Raw genomic sequence first — 14,590 nt, forward strand, 5'->3', positions numbered from 1 at the left:
GGCTGAGCGATCCTGTCGGGGCGAACTCGCATCGGCTCGCACGGTCGAACGAGCATCGTCGGAGAATCCCCATGAAACGCGTCGCCCTCGCCGCTGCCCTGACCCTGTTTGCCGCCATCAGCCTGTCGGCCATCGCCGGTACGCCCTCCGGAGCCGTCGCGCCGGCTTCGGCTCACGCATACGCGAAGAATTGCGTACCGTCGCGGGATGCCGCACAAGGCGCCCGTTCTCTCTCCAGCGCGCCGCCGATCCGCGTCTGCGTCGGCGATTCCGACACGCAGCTGAACCTGCCGTGGTTCCTGACCGACGTTCTCACCGCCGTGGACACGCATCAGTCACCGAGCGGCCTGCTCCACAAGATGCGCGACGATTTCTGAATCCCGGCCGGCCCCGCCTCGTTCATGGCTCGTCGGGCCGCTCCAGCACCTCGATGAACGTGCCGACGATGCCGCGCCACATCGCTGGGTCGGCGATGCGCGCCAGCAACCGCCGCAATTCGCGTCGTTCGTCGTTCGACAGCACGCCGTGCGCGCCGCGGATGCTGTCGTAGCTCGGCGTACCGCGCGACGCGAGTGCGCGATCGAGCGAATAGTCGCGGGTCTCTCCGTCCACCGAAATCCGGATCCACAGCGAACCGCCGTCCGCCACGGCGGCGCCATCGGTCACGACGACCGTGGGTGCGGCATTTTCTTCCATCACAACGCTCCGGTTTGACGCGCGGGCAGCAGGTTGCCGGCCACGGCGCCACGTTGAAATGTTTCTTTTTGAGACACAATCACAAAACCGCGCCGATTTTTAGACAATAACATTTCGTAATGGCGCGCCGCCCCTTATACTGGCCGCGCACCATCCTCGTGCCAAGAGACGGTGTCTTTGGTCCCGGCCGCACACACTGTGCGGCCGGGGCTTTTTTCGGTACGCTGCGTCGATATACATGCTTGATGCGCGCATGTTATTGAGGAATGCTGCCAGATGAATGGCCGATCGCGACAGGCTCACCCGATGCCGTCGCGGCGGCCGAGTCGATCGGCGTCCCGAAACCGGCGCGCGAGCCGCATGACCGGCATCAGGCATGCGGCATGCGCGCCGTTCGCGCATCGACCAGTTCGACTTGCCACGCCATGCGTACAACATCAAAGGCAATCGCACGACTGTGGGCGCTCACGCCCGGCTCGAAGCCCCTTTTCCAGCGCAGCGGCGCGTGGCCGCGCGGCGTCTTTTTCGCCGCCGTGATCATCTGCGTGCTCGTGCCCGTGCTTGCGATCATGCTGGCCGACCGCTATGCGCGCGATGCCGTCACCGCGCACGAGCGTGTCGTGGCAAACGACATCGTGGCTTCCGTGGATCGCATTCTGGACGGCGTGCGCCTCCGACACGCGGACGAGTTGACCGCGCTCGTCGGACGGCCGTGCGCGACGGTGTTCCGGTCACTTGCCGAAGTAAGCACTCGCCTGCGCTATCTGCGTGCCGTCGCACTGGTGAGCGACGGTCGCGTCACATGCTCGTCGGCGCTCGGCTCGATCGACGTGCCGCTCGCCGCGTACGCGCGCGAACCCGAACCGGGATCGACGATCGTCACGCTGCTGCGTCAGACGCCGTTCCAGCATGGCGTTCCGGTGCTGTCCGTGTTCCGCGCCACCGCGCATGGCGCGGGCGTCCTGTACCTGATCGAAGGCGACTACGTGGCCGATGCGCTCGCGCACGGCGCCGGCAACGAAGCGGAAACGGCCACGCTGTCGATCGCGGGCTCGGGGCGTCTCGATCAGCACGGTGCGTTCGCGCCGGAAACGGATGCAGGCCCCGCGGGCGGCAGCACGATGGCCTCGCGGCGCTGGCCGTTCACGGTGTCGGTCGTCGCATCGGCGCGCTACGCGTCACAGGTCCAGCGCCACTACCGGCTGATCTGCGCGACGATCGTGCTGCTGGCCGACAGCCTCGTGATGGCCGCCTACCTGCTCGCGATGGCGCCGCGGCGGCTGCTGCTGAAAGCCGTGCGCCACGCGCTCAGGCGCAACGAGTTCCATGTGGTGTACCAGCCGATCGTCGACGTGCAGACGCGCAGGACGGTCGGCGTCGAGGCGCTGTTGCGTTGGCAGCATCCGAAGTGGGGGGCCATCAGCCCGGCCGCGTTCATCCCGCAGGTGGAATCGAGCCCCATGTTGCCGAAGATCACCGAATTCGTGCTGCGCACGGCCGTATCCGAACTGACCGCGCTGGCGCCGTCCGCGCCGCTGCGCATCGCGGTAAACGTCGCGCCGCAGGATCTCGAGCGCGCGCGGTTCGTGGCCGTCGTCGAGGACGCGATTCGCGCGCTGCCGCCCGGCTTCACGCTGGTGCTCGAAGTCACCGAGCGCATCCTGCTCGAGAAGAACGCGCGCACCACCGAGATCTTCCAGGCGCTGCGGTCGAAAGGCGCGAAGTTCGCGATCGACGATTTCGGCACGCATCACAGCAATCTCGACATGCTGTCGCGCTTTCCGTTCGACTACGTGAAGATCGATCGACAGTTCGTGTCGCAACTGGACGGCGGCAGCGCGAGGCTGATCGAGGGAATCGCGGCCGTCGCGCATCACTACGGCCTGAAGATCATCGCGGAAGGCGTGGAGACCGAGGCGCAGCATCGCGCGCTGCATGCGGTCGGGATCCAGTACGCGCAGGGGTACCTGTATCAGCGGCCGCTGCGCGCGGAAAACCTCGAGCGCGATTTCGCATGGGCGACCGCGTAGCGCCGCCGCGGCCGGCGGCTACTGCGCGCCGTACTGACCGCCGAGGCGCACACGGTCCTGCTCGACCCATCCTTCGAAGTCGTCGCCGGTCTTGCCGTTCACGTACATGATGTCGTACCAGCGCCCGTGCGACTTGTAGACCGTCACCGAATCGCCGGGGACGATGAAAGTCCGCTTCGTGACGCACCGCGCGTCGGGCGCCGAATGGAAATACGCGCGCCCCATACCGACGACCGTGCCGGACGCCGGTGGCCGGAAGTTGTCGTCCGGGCCGCTCGTGGCCGCATCGAGCTTCCCGCAGTCCACCGTGCTCGTTGCGTGCGCGCCGTTCGCGCCGAGGCCCGCGCCGAGCGCCAGCATCGCGATGCCCATGCGCATCGTCATTTTCATCTGTTTCATTCGTTCTTTGCGCCGTCTCGTTTTTTCGTTTTGCCGGTTCGCGGCCGGCACACGCTCGATCCCGCGCGACCGTCGTCGCTTCCGGATGATACGACCGCCGTCGACATTCACAAAAACGGACCACCATGCCGAAACATGTCCTATAGTCAGTCAACAGACATCATTCGACAACGGGACGCATCGACGTCCACGGAGGAGACGTGAAGCTGAAACAGGCTATCGACCGCATTCCGGGCGGGCTCATGCTGGTCCCGATGCTGCTCGGCGCGTGCGTGCATACGTTCGCGCCGAACGCCGGCAAGTACTTCGGCTCGTTCACCAACGGCCTGATCGCCGGCACGGTGCCGATCCTCGCCGTATGGTTCTTCTGCATGGGCGCGACGATCAACCTGCGCGCAGCGGGCGTCGTGCTGCGCAAATCGGGCACGCTGCTCGCGACGAAGATCGTGGTCGCGTGGCTCGCGACGGTGATCGCCGCGCGGTTCATCCCCGACGACGGCATCCGCACCGGCCTGTTCGCGGGCCTGTCGCTGCTCGCGATCACGACCTCGATGGACATGACCAACGGCGGCCTCTACGCGGCCGTGATGCAGCAGTACGGCAGCAAGGAAGAGGCCGGCGCGTTCGTGCTGATGTCGATCGAATCGGGGCCGCTCGTCAGCATGCTGATTCTCGGCGCAGCCGGCGTCGCGGTGTTCGAGACGCGGCTCTTCGTCGGCGCGGTGCTGCCGTTCCTGATCGGCTTCACGCTCGGCAACCTCGACGTGGCGTTGCGCGAATTGTTCGGGCGCTGCGTGCATCCGCTGATCCCGTTTTTCGGTTTCGCGCTCGGCAACGGCATCGACCTGAACGTGATCGCGAAGAGCGGGCTGCCGGGCATCGCGCTCGGGCTCGCGGTGATCGTCGTGACGGGCGTGCCGCTGATGCTGGCGGACAAGGTGATCGGCGGCGGTAACGGGACGGCCGGGCTGGCCGCGTCGTCGACGGCCGGCGCCGCGGTCGCGAACCCGGCGATCATCGGCGAGATGATCCCGAAGTTCAGGCCGATGGTGCCGGCGGCGACGGCGATCGTCGCGACCGCGTGCCTCGTGACGGCGATTCTCGTGCCGATTCTGACGGCGATGTGGGCGAAGCGGGCGGCAAGGGCGGCGGGGGTGCCGGTGAGGGTCGCGGCGCCGGTCGGGAGCGGTGGGGCGATCGAGCATGAGGGGCATGTTTGAGCGGGGCCGGTTCGCGCTCGAACCGGCCAATTCAATGCGCACCCAACGGCGCGTCGCGCAACGGTTTCGCGTGCTTCTTCGAGCTACAGCGCCATCCCGCCGTCGATCGTCAGGCTCGAACCCGTCATGTAGCCCGATTCCGCACCGGCGAGCCACGCCACCAGCGATGCGATCTCGTCCCCACTGCCGGCGCGCTGCAGCGGAATCAACGGACGGATCTGGTCGAGATGATCGGCCGTCATGTCGGTCTCGACAGGCCCCGGCTGCACGTTGTTGACCGTAATGCCGCGCGGTGCGAGATCGACGGCGATGCCCTTGACCATCACGGCCACCGCGGCCTTCGTCATCGAATAGACGCTCGAACCCGGATGTCCGCTGCGCACGGCCGTATTGCTGCCGATCGTGACGATGCGGCCGCCGCGCGCGAGATGCGCAGCGCCGGCCTGGATGGCCAGGAATACGCCTCTCACGTTGACCGCGAGCATCCGGTCGAGATCGTCGACGCTCACGTCGGCCACGTCTCCCAGCTTCAGGATGCCCGCGTTGACCACGACGACGTCGAGCCGCCCGAAACGTTCGACTGCTTGTGCGACGGCCTGCCGGATTGCGTCCGCATCCGCGCTGTCGGCACGGATCGCCAGCGCGGCTCGCCCGCGCGCCTCGATCGCGGCCGCGGTCTCGTGCGCGCGCTCCGGCGCCGAGACATAGGTGAACGCGACATTCGCGCCGTCGGCCGCAAGCCGCCGCGCGATGGCCGCGCCGATCCCACGCGAGCCGCCAAACACGATCGCCGCCTTGTGCATACCCTCGGAATTGCCTGTCATGCTTCGCTCCTTAATGGACTGATCAGTCAATAACTTCCCACAAAAAAGCGCCGGCTCTCATGCCGGCGCGTTGCCCTGCCTGCATCGATATCAGTGCGCCCTGAGCCGGTCGGCCGCAAAGCCGGCGGTGGCGCGCAACGCCTGCGGCTTCGCGCCGGCGCGCGCACCGAGCTGGATCCCGTACATCGTCGTCAGGACGAAGTTCGCGGCCTCGCGCGCATCGAGCGCAGGGGCGATCTCGCCCACATCCTGCCCTTCACGGATGCGGGCGACGACCTGCCGATGCAGCATCGCACCGGCCTTCTCACGCAAGCCGACCAGTTCGGGATCGGCCGCGCCGAATTCGCAGATCGCATTGACCCCCATGCAACCGAGCACGCGTTTGGCCGGGTTGACGGCGATCACGCCGAGCAGCAACGCCTCGATGCCCGCGAGCGCGGATGCCGGCGCCGTCAGGCGCGCGATGTGGCCCGACACGCTCTCCGACTGATAGCGTTCAAGCGCTTCGACGTACAGCTTGCGCTTGTCGCCGAACGCGTTATAGAGGCTCTGCCTGCCGATTTGCATTGCGCTCAGCAGGTCGTCAGTGGACGTCGCGGCGTAGCCCTTCTCCCAGAACACGCGCAGCGCGCGCTCCAGCACCTCGTCCCGATCGAATTCACGTGGTCTCACCATGGCGGCAGAATAGGCGTTATGGACACATCAGTCAATAATTCGACGTCGCTCCGCCCCTTTTTTTGTCCGCGGTGACGTCGGCATATCCGCCGCCCAAGCGCTAAAATCCGCCGCCTGGGCATCCACGACGAGCAAGCGTTTTGACGGCGTTCGAGCAGGGCTTCATCCTTACCCGCCATTGGCGGGACACCGCATCCGGCATCGAGATCGAGTTCTGGCTGGCAACCGGACACGGCCCGCGCCGCGTGCGGTTGCGCCCGCAGGAAGCCGTCGCGTTCATCCCGGCCGAGCAGCAGGCGCTCGCCGAGCGCACGCTGGCCGGCGAGCGCGACGCCGAGTTGCGCCCGCTCGCGCTGCGCGATTTCCGGCGGCGCCCGGTCGTCGGCCTCTATTGCAAGCGCTACCGCCATCTGTCGGGGCTCCAGAAGCGTCTGGCCGCCGCCGGCGTCGATGTGTACGAAGCCGACGTGCAGCCGCCCGACCGCTATGCGATGGAGCGCTTCATCACCGCGTGCGTGGCGTTTCGCGGCCAGCCCGGCCGCGATGGCACGCTGACCGGCGGCGAGCTGAAGCCCGCGACCGGTTACCGCCCCACGCTGCGCTGCGTGTCGCTCGACATCGAAACCAGCATCCACGGCGAGCTGTACTCGATCGCGCTCGAAGGCTGCGGGCAGCGCCAGGTCTACATGCTCGGCCCGCCGAACGGCGATGCAAGCAGCGACGCAGGCCCCCTGGACTTCGACCTCGACTACTGCGACAGCCGGCCCGCGATGCTTGCGCGGCTGAACGACTGGTTCGACGAGCACGATCCCGATGCGGTGATCGGCTGGAACCTCGTGCAGTTCGACCTGCGCATCCTGCATGCCCATTCCGAGCAGTACGGCATCCCGCTGAAGCTCGGGCGCGGCGGCAGCGTGCTCGACTGGCGCGCGCACGGCCAGCAGCCCGACCACTTCTTCGCGGGCGCGGCCGGCCGGCTGATCCTCGACGGCATCGACATGCTGAAATCCGCGACGTGGACCTTCCCGTCGTTCAGCCTCGAATACGTGTCGCAGGCGCTGCTCGGCGAAGGCAAGTCGATCGACAACCCGTACCAGCGGATGGACGAGATCCAGCGCCGCTTCGATCACGACAAGCCCGCGCTCGCGCGCTACAACCTGAAGGATTGCGAGCTCGTCACGCGCATCTTCGACAAGGCCGACCTGCTGTCCTTCGCGCTGGAACGCGCGAGCGTCACGGGGCTGGCTGCCGATCGCACCGGCGGCTCGGTCGCGGCGTTCACGCACCTGTACCTGCCGCGCATGCACCGGCTCGGCTATGTCGCGCCGAACCTCGGCGACGTGACGGGGCAGAACAGCCCCGGCGGCTTCGTGATGGATTCGCGGCCCGGGCTGTACGACTCGGTGCTCGTGTTCGACTACAAGAGCCTCTATCCGTCGATCATCCGCACGTTCCTGATCGATCCGGTCGGGCTGATCGAAGGGCTCGCGCATCCCGGCGACGACGCATCGGTGCCCGGTTTTCTCGGGGCGCGTTTCTCGCGCACCGCGCACTGCCTGCCCGACATCGTGCGCCGCGTGTGGGAAGGGCGCGACGACGCGAAGCGGCAGCGCAACGCGCCGCTGTCGCAGGCGCTGAAGATCATCATGAATTCGTTTTACGGCGTACTCGGCTCGACGGGTTGCCGCTTCTTCGACCCGCGCCTCGCGTCGTCGATCACGATGCGCGGCCACGAGATCATGCATCGCACGCGCAAACTGATCGAATGTCAGGGATACGAAGTGATTTACGGCGATACCGATTCGACGTTCGTGTGGCTCGGCCGCGCGCACGACGACGACGAAGCCGGCGCCAAGGGCCGCGCGCTGGTCGAACACGTGAATCGCTGGTGGCATACCCACCTGCGCGAGCAGTTCGGGCTCGACAGCGCGCTGGAACTGCAATACGAGCGGCATTACCGCCGCTTCCTGATGCCGACCGTGCGCGGCGCGGAAGAAGGCAGCAAGAAGCGCTATGCGGGGCTCGCGGCGACCGCCGACGGCGGCGAGGATCTCGTGTTCAAGGGGCTCGAAACGGTGCGCACCGACTGGACGCCGCTCGCGCAGCAATTCCAGCGCGAGCTGTACCGGCGCGTGTTCAGGCGCGAGCCGTATCAGGATTTCATTCGCGACTACGTACGCCGCACGCTGGCCGGCGAATTCGACGATCAGCTCGTCTACCGCAAGCGCGTGCGCCGGCCGCTGCGCGAATACGAGCGCAACGTGCCGCCGCACGTGCGCGCGGCGCGCATCGCCGACGAGTTCAATCATGCGCAGGGCCGGCCGCTGCAGTATCAGCGCGGCGGCTGGATCAGCTACGTGATGACGACGGCCGGCCCCGAGCCGCTCGAGACGATGCGCTCGCCGATCGACTATGCGTTCTACCTGAGCCGCCAGCTTCAGCCCGTCGCCGATGCGATCCTGCCGTTCCTGCGCGACGATTTCGAACGCGTGATCTCCGGGCAGGGGCAGTTGTTCGGCGATTGACGGCCCACGATCCGGCCCGAACACGAGAACGCCGCGGCGGCCTGCCGGGAAGCGCCCATTGCGCGCCGCCCCGCAGGCATCCGGCTAAAATACCGGCCTGCCGCGCGTCCCGCCGCGGCCGGAGGACACCATCATGACCGCACGTCGCGGCGCCGCGGTCGCCATCGCGCCCGGCCACGAGACAGCCAGCCTGTCGAAAGCCCAGAACACGTTCAATACGCTCGTCAAGCAGATCGAAAAGCGGCGCGAGCGGCTCGGCGCGTGGGAAGCCGTGATGCCGGCATTCCAGAAGAAGTTCGTGGACGGGCTGTTGCCGCTCGAACAGGAAGCGACGGCGCTGCGCATCCGGCTGATTCATCTGCTCGACGACGCGTTTCTGCAGAAGGGCCTGAGCAAGGCCGAGCAGCGCATGCTGTCCGAGTTGATCGCCGACATGGCGAATGATTTGCTGAACGTGAGTGACGACCCGGCGCTGAAGATCATCTATAACCGGCATGCCGCGTCCGGAAACGTCGGCGCCGCCGCGGCCGATCCCGAGCCGGCGGAACCGGCACGGGAAGCCGAACCGCAATCGCAACCGCTGGACGATCTCGACGCGCTGTCGCCCGACGAACTCGCGGAACGCATGCAGGCCGAACTCGACGCGCAGTTCGAGCGCGACATGGCCGCTCACGCGGCCCGCGAGGCCCAGCGCGCGAAGCGCAAGAAAGCACCGAAGCAATCGGCCGCGCAAGCCCGGATCGAAGCCGAGCGGGCCGAGTCGAGCAAGTCGATCCGCGAGATCTATCGCAAGCTCGCGAGCGCGCTGCATCCCGATCGCGAAACCGATCCGCAGGAGCAGCAACGCAAGACCGTGCTGATGCAGCGGGTCAACCGCGCGTACGAGAAGGGCAACCTGCTGCAACTGCTCGAGTTGCAGCTGGAGATCGAACAGATCGACCGGCGCGCGATCGATGGCCTCGGCGAAGCGCGACTCACGCGCTACAACGGTATCCTCGAGGAACAACTGCGTGAGCTCGACCAGGAGATCGTGCACGTCGAGAACGACTTCCGGCGGACCTACGGCATCGCGTCGTCCACCAAGGTCGCGCCCGATACCGTGCTGCGCATCCTCGCGCGCAACATTGCCGGCATGCAGCGGAGCAACCAGGACCTGAGCGTCGCGCTGCGCGAGTTCGAGGATCCGGAACAGGTCCGGAACTGGTTGAAGGACATGAAGCGCCGGCCGGCATCGTCGCGCTTCGACGACGATTCGTATTGAGCGGCACTCAGGTATCGGCGAACGCGCGACACGCACGCCACGCGTCACCGCCCCTCGCCCATCCCGCCCATCAGCGTCATCAACTGCTCGCGCAGCCACCGGCTCCCCTGGTCCTGATCGGCGCTGCGATGCCAGTAGCAGAAGTAGTCGAGCCCCGGCATCTCGAACGGCAGCTCGAGAATCCGCGCCGGATAGCGTTGCAAGAGCCGCAACGGCGCGGTCAACGCGAGATCGCCGCGCATCGCGATCAGCGGCGCGACCATGTAGTGCTGCACGCGCATCTGGATGGTGCGGCGCAGCCCGAGCCGCGTCAGTTCCGCGTCGACGTGCCCGCTGCCCTTGCGGCGGCTCGACACGTGGATATGCCCCATCGACAGGTAGTCGTCCATGGTCAGCGTGTCGCCCTTGAACGGATGATCGTCGCGGATCATGCACGCGTAGCGGTCCTGCACCAGCAGCGCCTGGTGCAGATGCGGATCGCCGATCAGCGGCGCGTCGATCGCGATGTCGACGGAGCCGTTCGCGAGCGCGGTCGCGACTTCGCGGCGGTCCATCGTATAGCTGCGCACGTGCATGCCGGGCGCATGCGCCTGCAGCAGCTCGCCGAGCGCCGGCAGCAGCAGCGCTTCGGTCAGGTCGCTCATGCTGAGCCGGAACACGCGTGCCGAAGTAGCCGGATCGAACACGTCGCCTTCGTGCGCGCTCGAATCGAGCAGTTGCAGCGCCTCGCGCACGCGGCCGACGATGTTCTCGGCCATCGGCGTCGGCATCATCCCGGCCGGCGTGCTGACGAACAACGGATCGTTCAGCGTCTTGCGCAGCCGCGCCAGCGCGTTGCTGACGGCCGGCTGCGTGAGGTTCAGCACCTCGGCCGCGCGCGTCAGGTTGCGCTTGTTGTAGATCGCCTCGAATACGACGAACAGGTTCAGATCGATCTTCGAAAGACGCATCGCCGAATCTCCTTGCCGGCATATTAATACGGTGTGCGCCTCCCGTTCGCCCACGTCGCCGGCCCGCGCGGCGCGCCGCTCACCCGCGCGGCGGCGGCGTCAGGTACGGCGCGGTCGCACCGGGTTCGCCGTCCTTGATCTCCATTCGCGCGATCGCCTGCAGGTGCACCTCGTCCGGGCCGTCGGCGAAGCGCAGCGCGCGGCCCCAGGTCCACAGGTCGGCCAGCGGCGTATCGGGGCTCAGCCCGGCCGCGCCGAACACCTGCATCGCGCGGTCGCACACGTCCGTATAGACGGTCGGCACGAGCGCCTTGATCATCGAGATTTCCTTGCGCGCGGCCTTCGCGCCAACCTTGTCGATCATCCATGCGGCCTTCAGCACCAGCAGGCGCGCCTGGTCGATCTCGATGCGCGAGCGCGCAATCCATTCGCCGACCGTGCCGTGCCGGTTCAGCGGCTTGCCGAACGCGACGCGCGACTGCGCGCGGTCGATCATCAGTTCCAGCGCCAGCTCGGCCGCGCCGATCGAACGCATGCAGTGGTGGATGCGGCCCGGCCCGAGGCGGGCCTGCGCAAGCGCGAAGCCGCTGCCTTCCTCGCCGAGCAGGTTGCGCACCGGCACGCGGACGTTGTCGAACGTGATCTCGCAGTGCCCTTCGGGTGCGTAGTGATTGACCACCGTGATGTTGCGCACGACCGTCACGCCCGGCGTGTCGCGCGGCACGAGGATCATGCTCTGCTGCTGGTGCGATTCCGCATCGGGATCGGTCTTGCCCATCACGATGAAGATCTTGCAGTTTGGATGCGCGGCGTTCGTGATGAACCACTTGCGGCCGTTGATCACGTACTCGTCGCCCACGCGCTCGATGCGGGTCGTGATGTTGGTCGCATCCGACGACGCGACGTCGGGCTCCGTCATCGCGAACGCCGAACGGATTTCCCCGCGCAGCAGCGGCAGCAGCCACTGTTCGCGCTGCTCGGGCGTCGCGAACATGTGCAGCAGCTCCATGTTGCCGGTATCCGGCGCGTTGCAGTTGAACACTTCCGACGCCCAGCTCACGCGCCCCATGATCTCGGCGAGCGGCGCGTATTCGAGGTTCGTCAGGCCCGTGCCGGGCTCGTCGTCCTTCAAATGCGGCAGGAAGAGGTTCCACAGCCCTTCCGCTTTCGCGCGTTCCTTCAGTTCCTCCATGAACGACACGGGATACTGGCCCGCATGCACTTCGTCGTTCCACTGACGGATGCGCGGCACGATGTGCGCGTCCATGAATGCCCGCACGCGTTCGCGCAGCGCTTCCACTTTCGGGGTGTAGCCAAAGTCCATGATCGACTCCTCGAGATTGCGTGTTTCCGTTCGTCCGGTTCAGAAGGCCGAGACGCCGCCGTCCACGGCGACGGCCTGCCCGGTCAGATAAGTGTTTTCCTTCGCGCACAGCGTCAGCATCGTCGCGACGATTTCGTCGGGCCGGCCGAGCCGCTTCATCGGCGAGCCCTGCGCGAGGAAATCCTGGCGCTCGCCGATGTCGCTGTCCGTGACCATCGGCGTCGTGCTGTAGAACGGACACACCGCGTTCACGCGGATGCCGTGGCGCGCGTATTCGAGCGCGGCCGTCTTCGTGAGCCCGACCACCGCATGTTTCGACGCCGCGTACGCGGCCAGCTTCGGCGCGCCACCGAGGCCGGCCATCGACGCGACGTTCAGGATCACGCCTTCGCGCTGCGCGAGCATCTGGCGAATCTGGTGCTTCATCCCGAAGAACACGCCCTTCGCGTTCACCGCGAAGCTCTGGTCGAGGTCGGCTTCGTCGGTGTCGATCAGCGCCTTCATCGGCGGTGCGATACCCGCGTTGTTGATGCCGACGTCGAGCCGCCCGAAGCGCGCGACGGCTTCATGCACCAGCGACGCGACGTCCGTTTCGATGCGCACGTCGCAGCGCTGCGCGATCACGTCGGCGCCGCCCGCGCGCAGCGGCGCGGCCACGCGTTCGAGCGCTTCGCCGTTCAGGTCGCCGAGCGCGAGCCGCGCGCCCATCGCGGCGAGTTCGCTCGCGAGCAGCGCGCCGAAGCCGCTCGCGGCGCCGGTGATCATCACAGCCTGGCCCGCGTAGCTGTCGAGTCTCATCGCGCGCTCAGATCGTCAGGCCGCCGTCGACGACGATGCATTCGCCGTTCGTATAGCTCGCCGCGTCCGACACGAGATACAGCACGGTGCCGGCCATTTCGCGCGGCTCCGCGTGGCGGCGCAGCGGAATCTTCGCCTTCCAGGTCTCGTAGATGTCCTTGTCGGCGAACAGCGCGCCCGCGAACTTCGTCTTCGTGAGCCCCGGCAGCAGCGCATTCACACGGATGCCGAGCGGCCCGCATTCCTTCGCGAACGCCTTCGTCATGTTGACGACGGCCGCCTTCGTGATCGAGTAGATGCCTTGCCGGTCGCCCGGCTGCAACGCATTCACCGACGCGGTGTTGACGATCGCGCCGCCGCCGTGCGTCTTCATCAGCTTGCCGGCCTCGACCGACATGAAGAAGTAGCCGCGGATGTTCACGTCGACGGTCTTCTCGTACGCGGCGAGATCGGTATCGAGGATGTGCCCGAAATACGGGTTCGCGGCCGCGTTGTTCACGAGGATGTCGAGGCGACCGTGCTTGCCGCGGATGTGCTCGAACGTCGCGGCGATGTCCTCCAGGCGCCCGACGTGGCACGCCAGCGCTTCGGCGCGACCGCCCGCCGCGACGATCGCGTCGGCCACGGCCTGGCAGTCGTCGAGCTTGCGGCTCGACACGATCACGTGCGCACCCTGCTCGGCGAGCAGCTTCGCGATTTCCTCGCCGATGCCGCGGCTCGCGCCCGTCACCAGTGCGATCTTGCCCGTCAGGTCGAACAGGTTCGTTGCCATGTTGCTGTGCTCCTCCATTGATGGTGTTGTCGTGTCGCCGCTCGACGAGCGTCGCAATCGCGACGCTTCGCGGGCGACGTCAGCGATGCGCGTCGATCACGCCGACGGCGAGTTCGGCGAGCCGGCCGGCCATTTCGCCGACGCGCAGCGCCTGCTCGCTCGATGCGTTGCCCTGCAGCGCGCGCGCCTTCACGCCCTGCGCGATCGCCGCGAGCCGGAAGAAACTGAAGGCGAGGTAGAAATGCCAGTCGCGGATCGGCGCGATGCCGCGCAGTTCGCAGTAGCGCGCGACGATCGCCGCTTCGTCGGGAATCCCGAGCGCCGCGCGATCCTGGCCCGCGAGCCCGCGCACCTGCCCGCCGGACGGCAGCCGCAGGCACATGCAGAAATACGCGAGATCGGCGAGCGGGTTGCCGAGCGTCGACAGCTCCCAGTCGAGCACGGCCTGCACGCGATAGCCGTCGCGCGCGAACATCAGGTTGTCGATCCGGAAATCGCCGTGCACGAGCGCCGGCCGGCCCGTGTCCTCGGGGCACGCTTTCGGCAGCCAGTCGATCAGCGTCTCCATCGCGTCGAGGCGCCCCGTTTCGGCCGCGCGATACTGCTTCGTCCACACGCCGATCTGCCGCTCGAAGTAGTTGCCGGGGCGGCCGTAATCGGCGAGGCCCACCGCGTCGACGTCGACGTCGTGCAGCGCGGCCATCGTCTGCAAGAGCGCGTCGTAGCAGGTCGCGCGCTCGGCCTTCGGCAGTTCCGGCAGCGCGGGATCCCAGAAGATCCGGCCATCCTCGAAACTCATCACGTAGAACAGGCTGCCGATCACGTCGCGGTCTTCGCACAGGTGATACGGACGCGCGACCGGCACCGCGGTGCCCGACAGCGCGGTGAGCACGCGGAATTCGCGGTCGACCGCGTGCGCGGATTTCAGCAGTTCGCCCGGCGGCTGGCGGCGCAGCACGTAGCGGCCGCTTTTCGCATTCAGCAGGAAAGTCGGGTTCGACTGGCCGCCGGCAAACTTCTCCGTGTCGACCGGGCCTTCGAAGCCCGGCACGTGCGTTTCCAGATAGCGCGTGAGGCGGGCTACGTCGAGTTGCTGGGAAGGGTTCGTCATCGTCG

At 67.2% G+C, this 14,590-nt stretch carries 14 protein-coding genes; 5 read left to right on the plus strand and 9 right to left on the minus strand.

What is annotated here, in order from left to right; translation table 11 throughout:
• The first annotated feature begins 71 nt into the window (after window positions 1-71).
• Window positions 72-377 (plus strand): hypothetical protein, encoded by a 306-nt coding sequence (locus tag QZM15_RS08780; protein WP_124862280.1) that lies wholly within the window; start codon window positions 72-74, stop codon window positions 375-377.
• 22 nt (window positions 378-399) lie between these two features.
• Here the strand turns inward: QZM15_RS08780 and QZM15_RS08785 are convergent, their stop codons facing one another.
• Entirely contained in the window at window positions 400-696 is a 297-nt protein-coding gene (locus QZM15_RS08785) for a hypothetical protein (RefSeq protein ID WP_059574748.1), read from the minus strand.
• A 425-nt stretch (window positions 697-1,121) separates the two neighbouring features.
• Here QZM15_RS08785 and QZM15_RS08790 point away from each other — a divergent pair, with 425 nt between their 5' ends.
• On the plus strand, window positions 1,122-2,726 hold the full coding sequence (locus QZM15_RS08790) for an EAL domain-containing protein (RefSeq protein WP_302106210.1): 1,605 nt from the start codon (window positions 1,122-1,124) through the stop codon (window positions 2,724-2,726).
• 18 nt (window positions 2,727-2,744) lie between these two features.
• Here QZM15_RS08790 and QZM15_RS08795 read toward each other — a convergent pair whose 3' ends face one another.
• A complete protein-coding gene (locus tag QZM15_RS08795; RefSeq protein ID WP_104013279.1) occupies window positions 2,745-3,116 on the minus strand; it encodes an SH3 domain-containing protein in 372 nt (123 codons plus the stop codon).
• 209 nt (window positions 3,117-3,325) lie between these two features.
• Between QZM15_RS08795 and kdgT the strand changes: the two genes are divergently transcribed.
• A complete protein-coding gene (gene kdgT / locus QZM15_RS08800) occupies window positions 3,326-4,345 on the plus strand; it encodes a 2-keto-3-deoxygluconate transporter (protein WP_302106211.1) in 1,020 nt (339 codons plus the stop codon).
• Window positions 4,346-4,428: 83 nt separating this feature from the next.
• Here kdgT and QZM15_RS08805 read toward each other — a convergent pair whose 3' ends face one another.
• A complete protein-coding gene (locus tag QZM15_RS08805; protein WP_181035496.1) occupies window positions 4,429-5,169 on the minus strand; it encodes a 3-oxoacyl-ACP reductase family protein in 741 nt (246 codons plus the stop codon).
• Window positions 5,170-5,259: 90 nt separating this feature from the next.
• Window positions 5,260-5,844 (minus strand): TetR/AcrR family transcriptional regulator, encoded by a 585-nt coding sequence (locus tag QZM15_RS08810; protein WP_302106212.1) that lies wholly within the window; start codon window positions 5,842-5,844, stop codon window positions 5,260-5,262.
• 140 nt (window positions 5,845-5,984) lie between these two features.
• Between QZM15_RS08810 and QZM15_RS08815 the strand changes: the two genes are divergently transcribed.
• Complete coding sequence (locus QZM15_RS08815) at window positions 5,985-8,369, plus strand: DNA polymerase II (protein ID WP_302106213.1); 2,385 nt, start codon at window positions 5,985-5,987, stop codon at window positions 8,367-8,369.
• 133 nt (window positions 8,370-8,502) lie between these two features.
• Window positions 8,503-9,630, plus strand: coding sequence for a J domain-containing protein (locus QZM15_RS08820; protein ID WP_302106214.1), 1,128 nt, complete (start codon window positions 8,503-8,505; stop codon window positions 9,628-9,630).
• A gap of 44 nt (window positions 9,631-9,674) precedes the next feature.
• Here the strand turns inward: QZM15_RS08820 and QZM15_RS08825 are convergent, their stop codons facing one another.
• The 5 genes from QZM15_RS08825 to QZM15_RS08845 all read right to left on the minus strand — a co-directional run bounded on the left by QZM15_RS08825 (window position 9,675) and on the right by QZM15_RS08845 (window position 14,585).
• Window positions 9,675-10,580, minus strand: a complete 906-nt coding sequence (locus QZM15_RS08825; RefSeq protein ID WP_089465898.1) for a LysR family transcriptional regulator — start codon at window positions 10,578-10,580, stop codon at window positions 9,675-9,677.
• 79 nt (window positions 10,581-10,659) lie between these two features.
• Window positions 10,660-11,904, minus strand: coding sequence for an acyl-CoA dehydrogenase family protein (locus tag QZM15_RS08830; RefSeq protein ID WP_302106215.1), 1,245 nt, complete (start codon window positions 11,902-11,904; stop codon window positions 10,660-10,662).
• 39 nt (window positions 11,905-11,943) lie between these two features.
• Window positions 11,944-12,702: an SDR family NAD(P)-dependent oxidoreductase gene (locus QZM15_RS08835; RefSeq protein WP_124658894.1), complete on the minus strand. Its 759-nt coding sequence runs from the start codon at window positions 12,700-12,702 to the stop codon at window positions 11,944-11,946.
• 7 nt (window positions 12,703-12,709) lie between these two features.
• On the minus strand, window positions 12,710-13,474 hold the full coding sequence (locus QZM15_RS08840; protein WP_059645183.1) for an SDR family oxidoreductase: 765 nt from the start codon (window positions 13,472-13,474) through the stop codon (window positions 12,710-12,712).
• 79 nt (window positions 13,475-13,553) lie between these two features.
• On the minus strand, window positions 13,554-14,585 hold the full coding sequence (locus QZM15_RS08845) for a phosphotransferase (protein WP_302106216.1): 1,032 nt from the start codon (window positions 14,583-14,585) through the stop codon (window positions 13,554-13,556).
• Window positions 14,586-14,590 lie beyond the last annotated feature (5 nt).

It is taken from the genome of Burkholderia sp. AU44665, assembly GCF_030504405.1.
GTDB classification, from domain to species: Bacteria; Pseudomonadota; Gammaproteobacteria; order Burkholderiales; family Burkholderiaceae; genus Burkholderia; species Burkholderia semiarida.